The sequence below is a fragment of the Mixta mediterraneensis genome (genome assembly GCF_030283135.1).
Classification (GTDB): Bacteria; Pseudomonadota; Gammaproteobacteria; order Enterobacterales; family Enterobacteriaceae; genus Pantoea; species Pantoea mediterraneensis.
Window position 1 is genome coordinate 54675 of sequence record NZ_JASUAZ010000016.1, and the last position, 18165, is coordinate 72839.

Below are 18165 nucleotides of genomic sequence, written 5' to 3' on the forward strand. Positions count from 1 at the left end.
CACTTGTGTAGCAGGGCAAATACAGTTAGAGGATAAAGTTTGCCGCGGTGGCAAGGTATTGGAACAACAGAGAATACAATGATGCAGGATTTGCGTCTGATATTAATCGTTGTTGGCGCGATCGCCATTATAGCGCTTCTTCTTCACGGGCTGTGGACCAGCCGTAAAGAGCGCTCTTCGGTATTCCGCGATCGCCCGCACAAACGTCTTAAACAACGTGACGAACATGATGATGAGGACCTGAGCGACGACGAGGAAGAAGGCGTCGGCAAAGTGCGTGTACGTAATGAACGCCCAGGCCAACAGGAGCCGCGTTTCGACGTCCCTCATGATGCTCAGCCTGAAGCGCCGCAAAAGCCCGCGCCAGTTCAGCCTGCGCGTCAACCGGCTCCGCGTCCTGTCGCGCCGCAGCCGGAAAGCGATCCGCTTTTAGAGGTTGCCCCGCAGCCACAACCGCAGCCGCATCCTGAACCCGTGCGTCAACAGCCATCGGAACCCCCCTTTGTTCCACAACCGGTTCAGGCCGATCCGCTGCTGGATTTAGATCCGTTAGAATCTGTCCAGCCAGAACCTGAGTATCAGGCTGAGCCAGAACCAGAAGCAACGGCATCGCCTGAACCGAAAGTGACGCCCGCTAAACCGAAAGAAGCCGTGCTGGTGTTACATGTTGCGGCACACTCTGGTGGCGAACTGAATGGCGAAGCTCTGTTGCAAGGTATTCTGCAGGCTGGCTTCCAGTTTGGTGAAATGAATATTTTCCATCGCCATTTAAGTCCTGCCGGCAGCGGTCCTGTGCTGTTTAGTCTGGCAAACATGGTGAAACCGGGCTCGTTTAATCCAGAAACCATGACGGATTTCTCCACGCCAGGGATCTCCATCTTTATGATGGTGCCCTCTTACGGCGACGCGAATCAGAACTTTAAGTTAATGCTGCAATCAGCACAGCGCATTGCGGATGATGTTGGTGGCGTTGTGTTAGACGATGAACGCCGCATGATGACGCCGCAAAAACTGGAAACCTACAAAGCTCGCATTCGCGAAGTGGTAGACGTCTGACCGACGCAAAAAAATTAACCTGTGTCTTAAGCAAACCCCCGCCTGTCGGGGGTTTTTTATCTGATGGGGCTTTATGAAATCTGTCCAGGATCACATCACCGAGCTGCGCACCACGCTGCGTCACCATGAATATCTTTATCACGTTATGGATGCCCCGGAAGTGCCGGACGCTGAATATGATCGTCTGATGCGTGAACTGCGTGCGTTAGAAGAAAAACATCCCGATCTGATTACCCCCGACTCGCCAACACAACGCGTCGGCGCAGCGCCACTGACTATGTTTGAGCAGGTGCGCCACGAAGTGCCAATGCTGTCTCTGGATAATGCATTTGATGAAGCAACTTTTCTCGCGTTCAACAAACGTGTGCAGGATCGTTTAAAAGATACCGATGACATCGCCTATTGCTGCGAACTGAAGCTGGATGGGTTGGCGGTCAGCCTGTTGTATGAGAATGGTTTGTTAACGCGTGCCGCCACGCGTGGCGATGGTACAACCGGTGAAAATATTACGACCAACGTGCGTACTATTCGCGCTATTCCTTTGCGCCTTAAAGGCAATAACCTTCCTGCTCGTGTCGAAGTGCGTGGTGAAGTGTTTATGACTCAACGCGGCTTTGAAAAGTTAAATGATGAAGCCCGCCGCACCGATGGAAAGGTTTTTGCTAACCCACGAAACGCTGCGGCTGGTTCATTGCGTCAGCTTGATCCACGCATTACCGCGAAACGTCCGCTCACTTTTTTTTGCTACGGTTTTGGCTTGCTGGAAGGCGGCGAGATGCCGCACAGTCACATGCAGCGCCTGCAGCAGTTTAAAGCGTGGGGATTGCCGGTCAGTGATCGGATTCGTATTGCGCATAATGCCGAAGAAGCCCTGGCATTTTATCGCGATATTGAACAGCAGCGCCCGTCGCTGGGCTTCGATATTGATGGCGTAGTGATAAAAGTCGATTCACAGGAGTTGCAGGAACGGCTGGGCTTTGTCGCGCGTGCGCCGCGCTGGGCAATCGCATTTAAGTTCCCGGCACAGGAACAAATGACACTAGTGCGCGATGTAGAGTTTCAGGTAGGACGTACTGGCGCCATCACGCCGGTTGCGCGCCTTGAACCGGTTCAGGTGGCGGGAGTCACCGTCAGCAACGCCACGCTGCATAATGCCGATGAGATCGAACGCCTTGGCCTGCGGATTGGCGACAAAGTGGTAATTCGTCGCGCGGGCGATGTCATTCCCCAGGTGGTCAATGTCGTCACTTCCGAGCGCCCTGATAACGCAAGTGAAGTGGTGTTTCCAACTCATTGTCCGGTATGTGGTTCAGACGTTGAACGTGTAGAAGGTGAAGCCGTTGCGCGCTGTACGGGCGGCCTGATTTGTGGCGCGCAGCGCAAAGAAGCGCTCAAACATTTCGTTTCCCGCCGCGCCATGGATGTGGATGGAATGGGCGACAAAATCATCGATCAGCTGGTTGAAAAAGAATACGTTAACACCCCGGCTGACCTGTTTCGTCTTACTGCGGGCAAACTAACCGGCCTTGATCGCATGGGGCCGAAATCGGCACAAAATATAGTGGATGCGCTGGAAAAAGCTAAATCGACTACGCTGGCGCGCTTCCTGTATGCACTTGGGATCCGTGAAGTGGGGGAGGCAACCGCCGCTAACCTGGCAAATCACTTCGGTGAGCTGCAAAAAGTGATGGATGCCGATCTGGATGCGCTGATTGCCGTACAAGACGTTGGCAAAGTGGTTGCTGCACATGTGCGTAATTTTATGGAAGAGGAAAGTAACCGCGAAGTCATTCGTCAGTTAACCGATGACATCGGTATTCACTGGCCGCAGGTAGCCGTGGTAAAAGCTGAAGAAATCGACAGTCCGTTTGCCGGAAAAACGGTTGTATTAACCGGTTCGCTGTCACTGATGAACCGTGATGATGCGAAAGAGCGCTTAACAGCACTGGGCGCTAAAGTAAGCGGCAGCGTTTCTAAGAAAACCGATCTGCTGATTGCCGGTGAAGCCGCCGGTTCTAAGCTGGCAAAAGCGCAGGAGCTGGGTATTGAGGTGATAGACGAAGCCGAGATGATCCGTCTGCTAGGAGCGTAAAATGGATAAACAGCAATTGGTTGAGATAGCCAATACCGCCATGCCCTTTGGCAAATATAAAGGCCGAATGCTGATTGATTTACCTGAGCCTTATCTGTTGTGGTTCGCCCGCAGCGGCGATTTTCCTTCTGGCCGCCTGGGTGAACTGATGCAGTTCACGCTGGCGATCAAAATGGAAGGATTAGACGGGTTGGTAAAGCCGCTAAAACACAATACATAACAAACCCGCTTTGTGGAGTGCTTTTCCCGGTTAAATACTCAGGAAAGCCCACTCGGCGGGGTATCGACTTAATACTTATTTCTGTGATTCGGCTACTGCAACGTCTACCTGCTGTTTCTCATTATTTTTCTTATACCGTCCGGCAATGAACGAGCACACCATCAACTGCACCTGATGAAAAATCATAAGCGGCAAGACAATGATCCCCACGGTGCTGGCCGGGAACAGAATATTCGCCATGGGCACGCCGTTCGCCAGGCTCTTCTTCGAACCGCAGAACAACACCACGATTTCATCGGCACGGCTGAAACCAAACAGACGGGACGCCAAAAAATTAATCACCAGGGCGAAGAACAGCAGCACGATACAACCAGCAAGGATCCATAGCAGCGTATCAACCCCCACGCGATGCCAAATGCCATTCACCACGGCTTCGCTGAAGGCGGAGTAGACGACTAAAAGAATTGAAGTCTGGTCAGTTTTGCCAATCAGGCTGCGATGTTTTTCGACCCAGCCGCTAATCCAGCGACGTGACAAATGTCCCAGCACAAAAGGCACCAGCAATTGCAGCATGATTTTGCCAATCTGCTCCAGGCCGTTGCCCGGTGCATTGCTGTGTATATCCATAACCAGATTCACCAGCAGCGGAGAGACAAATACGCCCAGCAAGCTTGAAGCGGATGCGCTACAAACGGCTGCCGCCACGTTACCGCCTGCCATTGAGGTAAAGGCGATTGCCGATTGCACGGTTGCAGGCAAAATACACACATACAGGAAACCGGTATAAATCTCAGGACCAACATTAACCGGATGCCACCATACCAGCAGTAAACCCAGGATGGGAAACAACACAAACGTGCTGCACATGATCCACAAGTGAAGCTGCCAGTGGCTGCTACCGGCAATGATTTTTTCACGCGACAGTTTAGCGCCATGCATAAAGAACAGCAGCGCGATGGCGGCGGTTGTCAGATATTCGAAGAAATCGACGAACCCGCCTTTAGCAGGTATGAAAGTGGCGAGCAGCACGGTGATGAGGAGTTTTATCATCATCGGATCGAGTCGTAAAAATCCCATTGTTGCAATCCGGTTAAAATTTCAATGGAAGAGATTGTGCGTGAACTGGGTTTAGAAATAAAATTGATTTATTGAATTAATCTATGAGCATTTTCGATGAATTATACATTACGCCAGTTGCGTACCTTTGTTGCTGTCGCGCAGCATGGAGGATTCAGTCAGGCTGGACACGCTATCGGACTCAGCCAGTCTGCGGTGAGCCACAGCATTAAGGAGCTGGAAGCGGAAGTTGGCGTACGCCTGCTCGATCGTACCACGCGCGAAGTATTACTCACCGAGGCCGGTCAGCAACTGGCGTCGCGTATGGCACGCTTGCTGGAGGAGATGAACACGACGCTGCTGGATATTCGCAGCTATGGCGAGCAACGCAGCGGGACCGTGCGTATCGCCGCGAGCCAAACTATCTCAGCTCACTTAATGCCGCAATGTCTGGCATCCAGTCAGCAAAACTTTCCTGACATCAAAGTGATCCTTAATGATCGCGTGCAGCAGTGGGTGTTGCAAAGCGTACGTAATGCTGAAGTAGATTTCGGTATTGTGATCGGCCCGCTCAGCGATACTGATTTTGATTGCCTTGCCATTCTTGACGAGCCTTTTTTATTGCTGTGCCGCAATGATGATCCACTGGCGAGCGTTGAGAAAGCACAATGGTTGATGCTGGACAGGCGCATTATGGTACTGCAGGATTACGCTTCGGGTAGCCGGGTTTTGATTGATGCGGCGTTGCGCGAACAAGGAATAAAGGTTGAGGTAGTGCAGGAGATTGGTCATCCGGCCACGCTGTTCCCGATGGTGGAAGCCGGTATTGGTATTAGCATTTTACCCGCGCTGGCGTTGCCATTACCGGCGGGGCGGGCATTAACGGTACGGCGTTTATATCCAGAAATTAATCGCAGTCTGACATTAATAAAGCGCAAGAATCGCTCTCTCACGCCAGCCGCTGAAGCGATCTGGCAGGAAGTGCGTCAGCAGGCAATGTTACTGACGCAACAACGCACGCTCAAACCGGCATTTTAGACGTAAACATCCACCTGATTGCTAGCGGTGGGACGGTTAATGCCATCTGCTTTAATTTCGTTAGTCTGTTTTACTTCCTGAGATTGCTGCGATTTTTCAGCCTGCTTCTGTTGTAGCTGAGCGATTTGCGCTTGCAGCATTTGAATCTGCGATTCCAGCAGCTGCTGCTGTTCGGCTTTATCCTTATCGCTTAAATCGCTGTTGCTGGAAAGTTCTTTTAACTGTTTAGTGACGGTTTGGATTTGTTTGGTCAGGCTGGCGATTTGTGAAGAGACGTCGCTGCCGCTACTGCTGCTAACGCTGGTCGCGCTCGATATTGTAGTCATGGTGTTCTCCTTGCAAATGTTCATTATCGTTATCGACACAAGATGAAAAGGCTTGAGGAGACGGGGTGTTAAAGTTTAGAAAAGAGAGGAGGGCGATTTTGTCTCATCCTGCACGTTATACTGTGCGTCTGAAACGAAAAAAGCGCCTGAAGGCGCTTTTCTCTGAATTGGTGGGTCGTGCAGGATTCGAACCTGCGACCAATTGATTAAAAGTCAACTGCTCTACCAACTGAGCTAACGACCCGAAGTGGTGGGTGATGACGGGTTCGAACCGCCGACCCCCTCCTTGTAAGGGAGATGCTCTACCAACTGAGCTAATCACCCACTTCGGTACTGCTTAACAAGAGTGTCATCAGACTAAGATATGGTGGGTGATGACGGGCTCGAACCGCCGACCCCCTCCTTGTAAGGGAGATGCTCTACCAACTGAGCTAATCACCCATATCTTCTCTCTTGTTCACTGCGGGCCACCTTAAGAGTGGTGGGTGATGACGGGTTCGAACCGCCGACCCCCTCCTTGTAAGGGAGATGCTCTACCAACTGAGCTAATCACCCCCGCTGTGTGGAGTCGCATTATAGGGATAGTTGATTTCGAGTCAACGGTTTTTAAAACTTAAATGTGCGTTCGGTTTAAAATTAAACATCCTGCAGGGGTTTTGGTCAATGTGCTGGTTTTATTAGCAGAAAGAGTCCGTTTCGCCAGTCCCGGTTGGCTCACATGCATTGAGGATTCACCGCCAGGTGCTAGAATGTGCGCACTGTTTTTCGCGTCTAACCCGTTTTCTGTCATCCAGACAGAGAACTCGCGCATTTAAGGCAATACTGAATGAAAATCAAAACGCGCTTTGCGCCAAGCCCGACCGGCTATTTACATGTGGGCGGCGCTCGTACCGCACTTTATTCCTGGCTTTTTGCTCGTCATAACCAGGGCGAATTTGTTCTGCGTATCGAAGATACCGATCTTGAGCGTTCCACGCCGGAAGCTATCGAAGCCATTATGGATGGCATGAACTGGTTGAGCCTTGACTGGAATGAAGGCCCCTATTATCAGACCCGGCGTTTCGATCGCTATAACGCAGTGATTGATGAAATGCTGGATGCGGGAACGGCCTATAAATGTTATTGCTCGAAAGAGCGTCTGGAAGCGCTGCGTGAAACGCAAATGGCAAATGGCGAGAAGCCGCGCTATGACGGCCGCTGCCGTGACAGTCATGAGCATCATACCGCTGATGAACCTTGCGTGGTGCGTTTTCGCAATCCGCAGGAAGGTTCGGTGATCTTCGACGATCAGATCCGTGGTCCAATTGAATTCAGCAATCAGGAACTGGATGACCTGATCATCCGCCGTACTGATGGTTCCCCTACCTACAACTTCTGCGTGGTCGTTGATGACTGGGATATGGGCATCACCCATGTTATTCGTGGTGAAGATCATATCAACAACACACCGCGTCAGATCAATATCCTGAAAGCGATAGGCGCAGAAGTGCCAGTGTATGCACATGTTTCAATGATTCTGGGTGATGACGGTAAAAAACTGTCTAAACGTCATGGCGCTGTCGGCGTGATGCAGTATCGCGATGATGGTTATCTTCCAGAGGCACTGCTCAATTATTTAGTGCGCCTGGGCTGGTCACACGGCGATCAGGAAATTTTCAGCATTCCAGAAATGACGGAACTGTTTACGCTGGAAGCGGTAAGTAAATCTGCCAGCGCCTTTAATACAGAAAAGCTGCAATGGCTAAACCATCATTATATTAATGCGCTGCCGCCGGAGTATGTTGCGACGCATCTGCAATGGCATATTGAAGAACAAAAAATTAATACTCGTAGCGGTCCGGAACTGGCGAAGCTGGTGACACTGCTTGGCGAGCGTTGCAAAACGTTGAAAGAGATTGCCGCCTCTTGTCGTTATTTCTATGAGGATTTCGCTGAGTTCGATGCTGACGCAGCGAAAAAGCATTTACGTCCGGTAGCACGTCAGCCGCTGGAAGTGGTACGCGACAAGCTGGCTGCGATTAGCGACTGGAATGCTGAGAATGTACATCAGGCTATTCAGAGCGCCGCTGACGAACTGGAAGTGGGTATGGGTAAAGTCGGTATGCCGCTGCGTGTCGCCGTAACGGGCGCGGGTCAGTCACCGGCTCTGGATGTGACTGTCGAAGCAATCGGTCGCAGCCGCAGCGTAGAGCGTATTGATAAAGCGCTGGCCTTCATTGCTGAACGTGAAGCGCAGGCCTGATAACAATGCCGGAAGCATAATGCTTCCGGTCTCTTTACTCTTCGCTGATTCCCAGACGCTGCAATACGCCTTTTATCCCTTCTCGCAAAATCAACGCCATGAGTAAATCTTGTTCGTTAGTCGTCATTTGCTGAACAGAACTTATTAATAACGCAGGTAATGAATTAGGTTGGGCACCGTAAATAGCCACTGGCTCATTCAGGTTACGTGTGGACTGGATAAAGCTTTTAACGCGTTCGTCAATATGAATCAACCGCGCTTTACCGCCTTGTACACCGGGTTTCGGCGTGGTGGTCCAGTTTTCGCGCTTGATCCATTTATTCACTGTCTGCCGACTGTAGCCCGTTTCAATTGCGAGCTCTTCGGGTGTTAGCCATTCCTTTTTCACTATGCTATCCCTGTTCAATACATTAGTTGTACATATTACAGCAAATTATAACGTGTGAAAGTAACTCAGGGGGAAATTACCTTTCCCCTGGCGATAAAAGATAAAAAAATTATTAAGCAGTGGTGGCTTGTTCGCCAGCAGGACGGAAGGCGAAAAAATCGCGCAGGCCAACGAAAATTACACCGCCGACGTTATTACCAGGAAACACGGCAATGAAATGTAGTAACTAGTCTGCCCAGCTCAACTGACCGGCAAAGTTGCTGCGGGAAAAATAAACATATTCACGGCAACGTCCTATCGCCGCTGGCGACGAAGGCCATAACCGGCATCAAGCATGGCACATAGGCAATTTGCCTGCCTCCACTTATTAGCATACTAAGTTTCACATGGCGTTTCGGTGAAGTAAAGCATCGCTGAAAAAGGTTGTCGCCTTTTTCAGCGATCAAACACAGGAATGTCATTTTGCCGTTGACACCCCGGGGGCGGTTTCATATGATGCCGTCCGTCGCTTAACACGACAGTTTTTCGGTTCGGGGCTATAGCTCAGCTGGGAGAGCGCTTGCATGGCATGCAAGAGGTCAGCGGTTCGATCCCGCTTAGCTCCACCAAACATCTTCCCAGGTGTTTGGTACTGAAGAAACGATTCCAGATGTGGGGGTATAGCTCAGCTGGGAGAGCGCTTGCATGGCATGCAAGAGGTCAGCGGTTCGATCCCGCTTATCTCCACCAATCATCTTTTTCTCTTCAAAATCAAAAAATTCAGGAAACTGAATACGTCCCTACAGGCAGAAATGGCCACAGTGCTGTGAGTCGAGAGACAGTTACCTCCCTGACTTAAGGCTATTTTACCGAAACGCTGCGATACTTCCTGTCCTGTCCAGACCGATCAAAAAAGCGACATTCCTGCCGCTTCTTTCCTTAAACCACGACATCTTCCTGTTTCACCTGCAACACATTAAAACCGTGTGTGCCATCGCGATCCAACTGCGCAACTAAACCATATTCCCAGTCGAGATATGCCTGCATCACCGTAGGTTCAATATCAGTGCCTTCATAAGGACGACGATAGCGATCAATAGCGGGTGACAGCAAATTCAGCTCACCTGACTCGGTCGGCAAACCGGCGTTGCGCCAGGCAGCATTACCGCCCTGCAATAGATACACCGGTTTGCCGGTTAATGCCGCGATTTCCTCTACCGCGTAACCCGCCAGCAGGCTGCTACCGCAGGTTAATACATAACGCTCAGCGTCGGGCAGGGCGCTTTTCCCCTGTTGCTGGAGCGTAGAACGTAACAGCCACGCCGCACCGGGGATATGGTTTTTCAGATAATTAGCGTAAGTGGTGAAATCCAGCAGCTGGGTGTGACCCTGGGATAACCATTCAGCAAGTTGTGAAGGCGATACCCAGTCGGCGGCTGGCGCAGACGGCAGTTGTGGCTGCCAGCCGCCTTGCTGGCTGAAGTCTGCCAGCTTTAAGCCTTCCAGCACGGCAACGTGCCATCCCAGCTGTGCCAGCCACGAGGCCGTCATATTGGCGCGCACGCCGTCATTATCAATCAGAACGATGCGTGCGCCACGCACGCTAGCGTAATGATCGGTTTCCTGTACCAGCTGTCCACCAGGCACTGAACGGCTGCCGGGCACATGCCCGGTGGAAAATTCTTCGCCGTCGCGGACATCAAACAGATAGGTCGTTGCTTCCTGCTGCCAGCGCGCCAGAGTGGATTTATCAATGCGCAATACGCCTGCTTGATCGGCTACCCGTCTGGCCTGTGCGGCCGCATGATACTGCGCGGTTTCGCTGGTCGCGCCGTAACGTCGCGTTTGATCGTGGTCGAGCGATAAACCCGCCAGCGTCCAGCCGATAGTGCCATTACGCAGCGCAAATATCGGGTTACGAACCCCGGCATTAACCAGCGATTGCGTGCCAATAATGCTGCGCGTTCGTCCGGCACAGTTCACAATGATCGTTGTTTCTGGCGAGGGGGCTAAATCACGCACCCTTAGCACCAGCTCGCCTCCAGGCACGCTAACGCCTGCAGGAATGCTCATCGTGTGATATTCGTCATAACGACGCGCGTCCAGCACCCTGACATCCACATTCTCGCGCAGCAGGGCATTCACTTCCTCCGCCGACAGAGAGGGCGTATGGTTGTGATGTTCAACCAACTCACCAAAGGCTTTGCTGGGTGAATTAACATCTGTAAACAGCTCACCGCCGGCCTTTTGCCAGCCGACAAGATCCTCGTTTAGCAACGCAATATTGCTGTAACCCCATGATGCAATGCGCGCCGCCGCCGCCTGGGCTAAACCTTCGCCGTTATCGTACAGGGTGACAGGGGTATCGCGGCGCGGAATACGATCCAGCCACTTCAGTTCCAGTCTGGATAAGGGCAGATTCACGGCAAACAGGGGATGTCCCTGGGCATAAAGCGCTTCATCGCGCACATCGACTAAAGCGACTTCCTGACGCTGACGCAGCGCCTGAATAATCTCTGCGGCATCGCGCAGGGGAAAAGTATTTTCAACCATGTGAAAGATCCCAAATATTAGGTAAGAATCGGTTGCTGTAGCCGGAAATAAAGCTTTTCTCACTGCCATCATCGCGATATACCGCACGCTTCACCGCGCCAATATTGGCACCATAAACGTGAATACTGATGGAAACGCGATCGTCAAAGGCATTACTGACGCGATGAATATCGCCAACGTGTGGTGAAACCGCGTCGATTTGGCCGGGTTCAAGCCGTATCGGCGCACCCTCTTTAGCCAGTCCGGTTGAGGTGAAGGTGAAAGATTGCGAGTCTTCCGCGCCGCGTAGCATGCCAATCAATCCCCATACCCGATGGTCATGAATCGGCGTCTGTTGTCCCGGTCCCCAGACAAAGCTCACCACCGAGAATCGCTGCTGTGCGTCTGCATACAGTAAATATTGTTGATAATGTTCTGCATGCGGCTGAGTAAAGGTTTCATCCAGCCAGTCATCATGCTGTAACAGCGGACGCAACAGTTCGCTGCCTTTCTCAAGGATTTCCGCTTCCTGCGGCTGATTATCCAGCAGCGCCGCAAGTTGTGCGACAAAGTCGCGTAAGCGATGGTGTTGTAATTCACTCACGATTTGTCTCCTGCGTTTTGTTTTGCAATCTGGTTAGCATTTGCCGACAAGCTGAAATCAAACGCATCACTGACGTTTACCTCTTTTGGCAACACGCCATAACGGTGAAAAAAATCAGCAGATTTTTGCAGCGCAGGGATTAACGATTGATCAAACACCAACGGACGAATATGCGCATCGGCAATCCAGCTACGCGTGATGCTGGTTGGCATATTCAGGGCCTGACCCAGCACGCTGGCAAACTGTTGCGGATGCTTTGCGGCCCATACCTGCGCTTTCGCCAGACGAGTGAGCAGATCGGCAATGGCCTGGCGTTTTTTCGGATCGCTCAGCGCTTCTTTGCGCGCTAGCGCGTAGGAATAGCCGGACATCACGCCTTTACCGCCGCCATCAGGAACACGAACCGTGCCATCTACCTGGGTTGATGTTGCAATGTAGGGTTCCCACGGAGCCCAGGCTGCCACCGAGCCGTACGTTAAGGCCGCGCGCCCGTCAACCGGATTCAGAAAACGCAGCGTTACGTCTGAAGGTTTCAGCCCGGCGCGCTCCAGCAAGCCCAGAATCAGGTAATGTCCCCAGCCGCCACGATTCACTGCGATTTGCTTGCCTTTCAGATCCTCCAGGCTGTGGATTCCGGCATCAGGACGAGTCAGCAACGCAATGCTGTCAGGATTATTCTGCCAGGCACCCACCGCTTTTACTGGTGCGCCAGCGGCATAGACAAATAAAAAAGGCAGGTCGCCGGTAAAGCCAACATCCAGCGCCCCGGCATTTAAAGCTTCCTGAACGGGCGCACCGGAATCAAAGGCGGTAAGTTTCAGGTTATAAGGCAGATTGTTCAGTTCGCCGGAGGCTTGCAAAGAAGCGAAGCGATCGCCTTTTACATCGCCCAGGCGCAACGTCACTTTTTCAGCCGCCCATAACGGATTCAGGCTCAGCGCCAGCAGTAAACCAGCAAAGCGTACAGCGGGCCGCATCAGGCGCTCCTTTTTTCGCTGCCGAGCGCGGCGACCTTCTCGCGCGTTAATGGAATCAGTTCCCGACCATATTCCAGTGCGTCATTCAGCGGATCGAAGCCACGAATTAACACACTGTCGATACCAAGGCGATAGTAATCCAGCAGCGCATCAGAAACCTGATCCGGCGTGCCCACCAATGCCGTCGAGTTGTAGCCACCGCTTACCAGTTTCGTGATGCCTGTCCATAACACCTTGTCGTGGCGATCGTTCTGATTGGCGACAGTCAGCAGGCGTTGCGCGCCAATGCTTTGCGGCTTCGGCAGGCCAAAGGTGTAGCCGGTTTCAGCCAGCTGTTTACGCGCCGTTTCATGGATATATTCGGCACGTTCCCAGGCTTCTTTCTCTGTGCTGCCAAGAATTGGCCGAAACGAGATATTGAATTTAATCTCCCGGTGATGGTTTGCCGCAGCAGCACGCACGCGGCGAACCGTTTCGGCGGCGCCTGCTAACGGCTCGCCCCATAATGCGAACACGTCTGCATGCCGTGAAGCGACATCAATCGCTTCGTCTGAAGAACCCCCAAAGTAAACAGGCAAGCGAGGTTGCAGCGGTTTAATGGCGGAAAACGCCTGTTCAGCCCGATAAAAGTCACCATTATGATCGTAGGCTTCGCCGGAAGTCAGGCTCTGTTTCAGCACGCTGAGAAACTCATCAGTGCGGGCGTAACGTTCGGCTTTGTTGAGATAATCCCCGTCACGACGCTGTTCACTGTCGCTGCCGCCGCTGATGATATGCACGGCAAGGCGCCCATCCGTCAGATGATCAAGCGTGGCCAGCTTGCGAGCCGCCAGGGTGGGAGAAACGAAGCCAGGACGGTGCGCCAGAAGGAATTTAACGCGTGAGGTATTTGCTGCCGCATGGGCGGTGACCAGAAAACCGTCGGGCTGATCGGACCAGTAACCAACCAGAATTCGATCAAAGCCCGCTTGTTCATGAGACCGGGCAAAATCAGCAATATAGTTCTTATCGAATAGCGGCCCGCTGGCAGGGATGATTTCAGACGCCAGACGATGACCAATCATACCGAGGAATTGAATGCTCATGTTTTTCTCCTGATATTAAGTGATGAAGAAAAACTACGGGCTGAGCAATATGGGAGGGAAATTCTTAATTCTGCAAAGGATTTGCGTTATCTGGCTAAAGGCGGCGTACAGCGGGAAAAGGCAGCATCAAAGAGATATAACCGATGGGAATAACTCAGAAGAAAAGGGCGAGACAGACTCGCCCTTTATCATTTACCAGGAAAGCACCAGTCCGGCGATGGCAGCGGACAGCACGCTCACCAGGGTAGAGCCGTAAAGCAGTTTCAGGCCGAAGCGCGAGACCACATTGCCTTGCTCTTCGTTCAACCCTTTAATTGCACCGGCCACAATGCCGATGGAGGAGAAGTTCGCGAAAGAAACCAGGAATACAGACAGAATGCCTTCGGCGTGTGGTGACAGCTGAGCAGCAATTTTTTGCAGATCCATCATCGCTACAAACTCGTTGGATACCAGTTTGGTGGCCATGATGCTGCCAACCTGCAGTGCTTCACTTGATGGCACGCCCGTCACCCAGGCAAACGGGAAGAAAACATAACCCAGCACGCCCTGGAAGCTGATGCCGAAGATGAAATCAAACAACGCATTCAGGCCAGAGATCAGAGCGATAAAACCGATCAGCATAGCAGCAACAATAATCGCGACGCGGAAACCCGCCAGAATATATTCGCCCAGCATTTCAAAGAAACTCTGGCCTTTATGGAGATCCTGCAACTGAAGGTCTTCTTCGCTATCCACACGGTATGGATTAATCAGCGACAGCACAATAAAGGTACTGAACATATTAAGCACCAGCGCGGCAACCACATATTTTGGCTCCAGCATGGTCATGTACGCGCCGACGATAGACATCGAAACGGTCGACATTGCTGTCGCTGCCATGGTGTAGATACGACGCTGTGACATCTTGCCGAGAATATCTTTATAGGCGATAAAGTTTTCTGACTGGCCCAGAATCAGTGAGCTAACAGCGTTAAAGGATTCCAGCTTGCCCATACCGTTAACTTTTGACAGTACAGTACCGATACCGCGGATAACCCATGGCAGAATGCGGAAGTGTTGCAGAATACCAATCAGCGCAGAGATAAATACAATTGGGCACAGCACATTAAGGAAGAAGAAGGCGAGACCTTTGTCATTCATGTTACCGAACACAAAATTGGTGCCTTCTGCGGCATATTTCAGAAGATGATCAAACACACCGGCAAAGCCTTTCACAAAGCCAAGACCGGCTTCGGAGTTGAGAAAGAACCACGCCAGCAATACTTCAATTATCAAAAGCTGAACGATATAACGAATGCGAATGCTTTTACGATCATGACTGACCAATAAGGCCAACACGCCGACCACTACCAGTGCCAAAAGGAAGTGTAAAATAGCGGACATATTTGCTCCAAATTTGAGGAGGGTTGTATTTTGCTGCGTATTCTATGTAACGCGTTACTTAAAAACGAGATCATGACCACAATATAAGTATTCGCTATCATAGTATTTTTCAGAAAAGTCTTGCCGGTCACGTATCGTTTACAAAACATTCACATCTTATATCCACATACTGATTGTCTGTATATTGCTTCAAGGGTAGAGTGAAACGAGTGCTCACATTTTTAGCAATCACTCTCTTTACTGCAAGGTATAGCCATGGCTATACTTTATAGCATTATCTATTACATCAATAATCATAATCGAATTTTATTGGTCATGCGGGTTCCGTAAGCTGTACAGGTGAACTCACGTTCAGACAGGGTAAAAAATATGTTTGAAAGTCGTACCGCCGAGCGTGCCGCTCGCGGAGTAAGAAAAGTCAAACTCGCGCTGTTGGGGCCCGCTTTTATTGCCGCTATTGGCTATATCGATCCGGGTAACTTCGCCACCAACATCCAGGCAGGGGCGGCTTACGGCTACAAATTATTATGGGTCGTGGTTTGGGCCAACATTATGGCAATGTTGATCCAGCTCATGTCAGCCAAGCTCGGCATCGCCACCGGTAAAAACCTCGCTGAACACATTCGTGACCGCTTTCCGCGACCGGCGGTGTGGTTTTATTGGATACAGGCAGAAATTATCGCTATGGCCACCGATCTGGCGGAATTTATCGGAGCGGCGTTGGGCTTTAAATTACTGCTGGGCATTTCGCTGCTGCAAGGCGCGGTACTTACCGGTATTGCCACTTTCCTGATATTGATGCTGCAAAGCCGGGGACAAAAGCCACTTGAATGGGTGATTGGCGGGCTGCTGTTATTTGTTGCGGCAGCTTATATCGTTGAGCTGTTTTTCTCACAACCTAAAATCAGCGAATTAGTCATCGGTATGGCGTTGCCCTCGCTACCGACTTCCGATGCGGTATTTCTCGCGGCGGGCGTATTAGGAGCGACTATCATGCCGCACGTGATCTATCTGCATTCGGCATTAACCCAGACCAGTACTAGCGGGAGTCAGGCTGAGCGCTATTCTTCAACCAAGCTGGATGTGGCGATTGCCATGACGATTGCCGGTTTTGTAAACCTGGCAATGATGGCGACGGCGGCCGCGGCATTCCACTTTAGCGGTCACAGCGGCATTGCCGACCTTGACCAGGCCTACCTGACGCTGCAACCGTTATTGGGTCACGCGGCTGCCACCGTATTTGGTCTGAGTCTGGTCGCTGCTGGTCTCTCCTCAACCGTGGTTGGCACGCTGGCGGGGCAGGTGGTAATGCAAGGTTTTATTCGCTTTCATATTCCACTGTGGGTTCGCCGCACCGTCACTATGCTGCCTTCTTTTATTGTGATCTGGGCGGGCTGGGACCCGACGCGCATTCTGATAGTCAGTCAGGTACTGCTGAGTTTTGGTATCGCGCTGGCACTAGTTCCGCTGCTGTCATTTACCGGCAACCGCGAAATTATGGGCGATGATATGGTCAATTCACGGCTGATGCAGAACGCCGGGCGCTTAATCGTATTGCTGGTGGTGGCGTTAAACTTCTATCTTTTCGTTGGAGAAGTGTTCGGTCTGTAATTTATCGTGCTGATAAATTTCATCGTTAAAAAAATGCCCGGTTGAAGCCGGGCATTTTTATTAATGGTGATGGTCGTGGTGATCGCGGTGATCATGACGATGATCATGACGATGATCGTGTCGCCAGTGACGTTCACGTTCCTGCATATGCCTGCGATGCTGGCGCTCCCATTCCTGATGGCGACGCCAGGCTTCATGTCGCCACCAGCGGCGCTCATTATAAGAGTAGCGATCGTGCCACCAGCGTGGTTCGCGCCAGCGTCCACCGTCCCAGTAATAGCCGCGTCGATCGCGATCGCCAAGATGTAAAGTGACGCCCGGTGCCAGATTGATTGAAGCGCTTGTTGCTTGAGCTGTGTGAATCGCCAACGGCGATAAGCTTGCCAGCCAGACGGCAAACAGAATGGCTCGTTTCATAATTATCTCCTTATCAGCAGCTTGTCATCGCTACTGTGGCGCTATTCTGCCAGTTACTGTCAGCGTATCGTTGAGTTTCTGTCTGAAAATAGTGAGGATAATCTTAATTGGGAATTTTCTGGCAGGAAATCTGCCCAGCGAAGGCCGGGCAGGCGAGTGTTTACCCTAAAACAGATTCAATTGCCGCTAACTCGTCTTCGCTAAATTGACGTTGCGCTAACATATTCACCGCATCATCAATTTGCGTCGTTTTACTGGCGCCAATTAACACCGAGGTGACGCGCCTGTCACGCAGCACCCACGCCAGCGCCATTTGCGCGAGTTTTTGATCGCGCTGTTGCGCGATGACGTTTAGCCTGCGCACTTTTTCCATTTTTTCATTAGTCAGCTGATTTTGCAGCAAAAATTTACTACCGCTGGCGACACGTGAGTCTTCCGGTATGCCTTGCAGATAGCGATCGGTTAAGACGCCACCCGCTAATGGTGAAAAGGCGATACAACCTACGCCGCGATCGTCCAGCGTATGCAGTAAACCTTGCTCAGGGGTGCGTTCAAACATCGAATAACGCGGCTGGTGGATCAGACAAGGCGTGCCGAGTTCGCGCAGCATTGTGATCGCTTCGGCTGCACGATCCGCCGGATAATTGGAAATGGCGGCGTATAGCGCCTTGCCCTGACGTACCACATGATCCAGCGCGCGCATCGTCTCTTCTAGCGGCGTTTCTGGATCGGGACGGTGATGATAAAAAATATCGACATATTCCAGCCCCATACGCTTCAGGCTTTGATCGAGACTGGCAACCAGATATTTACGTGAACCCCAATCGCCGTAGGGACCGTCCCACATGGTGTAACCGGCTTTGGTAGAAATAATTAACTCATCACGATGAGGACGGAAATCTTCACGCAGAATACGGCCAAAATTCTCTTCTGCTGAGCCCGGTGGTGGTCCGTAGTTATTGGCTAAATCGAAGTGGGTAATCCCGCAATCAAAAGCGTAGCGTAACAGCGCACGACTATTATCGACGCGGGTACTGTCGCCAAAGTTGTGCCATAAACCCAGCGAAATCACCGGTAATTTAAGACCGCTGCGGCCGCTGCGGCGATATTCCATCTGCTGGTAACGATCGGGATGCGGAAAAGAGGTCATACAGCGTTC

At 51.6% G+C, this 18165-nt stretch carries 16 protein-coding genes and 6 tRNA genes; 8 read left to right on the forward strand and 14 right to left on the reverse strand.

The window, feature by feature from the left end; translation table 11 throughout:
* Positions 1-78: 78 nt before the first annotated feature.
* From zipA to QRY16_RS11750, 3 genes are all read left to right on the forward strand, one after another.
* Positions 79-1056: a cell division protein ZipA gene (zipA, locus tag QRY16_RS11740; RefSeq protein ID WP_193404707.1), complete on the forward strand. Its 978-nt coding sequence runs from the start codon at positions 79-81 to the stop codon at positions 1054-1056.
* Between the two features lie 73 nt (positions 1057-1129).
* On the forward strand, positions 1130-3148 hold the full coding sequence (gene ligA / locus QRY16_RS11745) for an NAD-dependent DNA ligase LigA (RefSeq protein WP_289776690.1): 2019 nt from the start codon (positions 1130-1132) through the stop codon (positions 3146-3148).
* Between the two features lies 1 nt (position 3149).
* Positions 3150-3368, forward strand: a complete 219-nt coding sequence (locus tag QRY16_RS11750; protein WP_193404687.1) for a DUF3820 family protein — start codon at positions 3150-3152, stop codon at positions 3366-3368.
* 75 nt (positions 3369-3443) lie between these two features.
* Here the strand turns inward: QRY16_RS11750 and QRY16_RS11755 are convergent, their stop codons facing one another.
* Entirely contained in the window at positions 3444-4445 is a 1002-nt protein-coding gene (locus tag QRY16_RS11755; protein WP_193404688.1) for a bile acid:sodium symporter family protein, read from the reverse strand.
* A gap of 96 nt (positions 4446-4541) precedes the next feature.
* Between QRY16_RS11755 and QRY16_RS11760 the strand changes: the two genes are divergently transcribed.
* On the forward strand, positions 4542-5462 hold the full coding sequence (locus tag QRY16_RS11760; RefSeq protein WP_289776691.1) for a LysR family transcriptional regulator: 921 nt from the start codon (positions 4542-4544) through the stop codon (positions 5460-5462).
* On the opposite strand, the gene QRY16_RS11765 is transcribed toward QRY16_RS11760, so the two are convergent.
* The 5 genes from QRY16_RS11765 to QRY16_RS11785 all read right to left on the reverse strand — a co-directional run bounded on the left by QRY16_RS11765 (position 5459) and on the right by QRY16_RS11785 (position 6343).
* Positions 5459-5788: a FlxA-like family protein gene (locus QRY16_RS11765; RefSeq protein WP_289776692.1), complete on the reverse strand. Its 330-nt coding sequence runs from the start codon at positions 5786-5788 to the stop codon at positions 5459-5461. The two genes, QRY16_RS11760 and QRY16_RS11765, sit on opposite strands and share 4 nt — an antisense overlap.
* Before the next feature lie 168 nt (positions 5789-5956).
* Positions 5957-6032 (reverse strand) — tRNA-Lys (locus tag QRY16_RS11770).
* A gap of 4 nt (positions 6033-6036) precedes the next feature.
* Positions 6037-6112: transfer RNA gene (locus QRY16_RS11775), tRNA-Val, on the reverse strand.
* A gap of 41 nt (positions 6113-6153) precedes the next feature.
* Positions 6154-6229: transfer RNA gene (locus QRY16_RS11780), tRNA-Val, on the reverse strand.
* A gap of 38 nt (positions 6230-6267) precedes the next feature.
* Positions 6268-6343 (reverse strand) — tRNA-Val (locus QRY16_RS11785).
* Positions 6344-6614: 271 nt separating this feature from the next.
* Between QRY16_RS11785 and gltX the strand changes: the two genes are divergently transcribed.
* Positions 6615-8030, forward strand: a complete 1416-nt coding sequence (gene gltX / locus QRY16_RS11790) for a glutamate--tRNA ligase (protein ID WP_289776693.1) — start codon at positions 6615-6617, stop codon at positions 8028-8030.
* A 34-nt stretch (positions 8031-8064) separates the two neighbouring features.
* Here gltX and QRY16_RS11795 read toward each other — a convergent pair whose 3' ends face one another.
* Positions 8065-8418 (reverse strand): YfeC-like transcriptional regulator, encoded by a 354-nt coding sequence (locus QRY16_RS11795; protein WP_193404691.1) that lies wholly within the window; start codon positions 8416-8418, stop codon positions 8065-8067.
* Between the two features lie 532 nt (positions 8419-8950).
* Between QRY16_RS11795 and QRY16_RS11805 the strand changes: the two genes are divergently transcribed.
* Together QRY16_RS11805 and QRY16_RS11810 are read left to right on the forward strand one after the other, a co-directional pair.
* A tRNA-Ala gene (locus tag QRY16_RS11805) sits at positions 8951-9026 on the forward strand.
* Positions 9027-9071: 45 nt separating this feature from the next.
* Positions 9072-9147 (forward strand) — tRNA-Ala (locus QRY16_RS11810).
* Between the two features lie 189 nt (positions 9148-9336).
* Here QRY16_RS11810 and QRY16_RS11815 read toward each other — a convergent pair.
* The 5 genes from QRY16_RS11815 to QRY16_RS11835 all read right to left on the reverse strand — a co-directional run bounded on the left by QRY16_RS11815 (position 9337) and on the right by QRY16_RS11835 (position 14978).
* A complete protein-coding gene (locus tag QRY16_RS11815) occupies positions 9337-10950 on the reverse strand; it encodes a rhodanese homology domain-containing protein (protein ID WP_289776694.1) in 1614 nt (537 codons plus the stop codon).
* A complete protein-coding gene (locus QRY16_RS11820) occupies positions 10943-11533 on the reverse strand; it encodes a cysteine dioxygenase family protein (RefSeq protein ID WP_289776695.1) in 591 nt (196 codons plus the stop codon). The genes QRY16_RS11815 and QRY16_RS11820 overlap by 8 nt, the downstream gene beginning before the upstream one ends.
* A complete protein-coding gene (locus tag QRY16_RS11825) occupies positions 11530-12510 on the reverse strand; it encodes an ABC transporter substrate-binding protein (protein ID WP_289776696.1) in 981 nt (326 codons plus the stop codon). Before QRY16_RS11825 ends, QRY16_RS11820 begins: the two co-directional genes overlap by 4 nt.
* Positions 12510-13595, reverse strand: coding sequence for an LLM class flavin-dependent oxidoreductase (locus QRY16_RS11830; protein WP_289776697.1), 1086 nt, complete (start codon positions 13593-13595; stop codon positions 12510-12512). The genes QRY16_RS11825 and QRY16_RS11830 overlap by 1 nt, the downstream gene beginning before the upstream one ends.
* 192 nt (positions 13596-13787) lie before the next feature.
* Complete coding sequence (locus QRY16_RS11835) at positions 13788-14978, reverse strand: NupC/NupG family nucleoside CNT transporter (RefSeq protein ID WP_289776698.1); 1191 nt, start codon at positions 14976-14978, stop codon at positions 13788-13790.
* Positions 14979-15317: 339 nt separating this feature from the next.
* Between QRY16_RS11835 and QRY16_RS11840 the strand changes: the two genes are divergently transcribed.
* On the forward strand, positions 15318-16589 hold the full coding sequence (locus QRY16_RS11840) for an Nramp family divalent metal transporter (protein ID WP_289776699.1): 1272 nt from the start codon (positions 15318-15320) through the stop codon (positions 16587-16589).
* Positions 16590-16649: 60 nt separating this feature from the next.
* Here the strand turns inward: QRY16_RS11840 and QRY16_RS11845 are convergent, their stop codons facing one another.
* Together QRY16_RS11845 and mgrA are read right to left on the reverse strand one after the other, a co-directional pair.
* Positions 16650-17006: a DUF2502 domain-containing protein gene (locus QRY16_RS11845; RefSeq protein WP_289776700.1), complete on the reverse strand. Its 357-nt coding sequence runs from the start codon at positions 17004-17006 to the stop codon at positions 16650-16652.
* 160 nt (positions 17007-17166) lie between these two features.
* Positions 17167-18156: an L-glyceraldehyde 3-phosphate reductase gene (mgrA, locus tag QRY16_RS11850; protein WP_289776701.1), complete on the reverse strand. Its 990-nt coding sequence runs from the start codon at positions 18154-18156 to the stop codon at positions 17167-17169.
* Positions 18157-18165 lie beyond the last annotated feature (9 nt).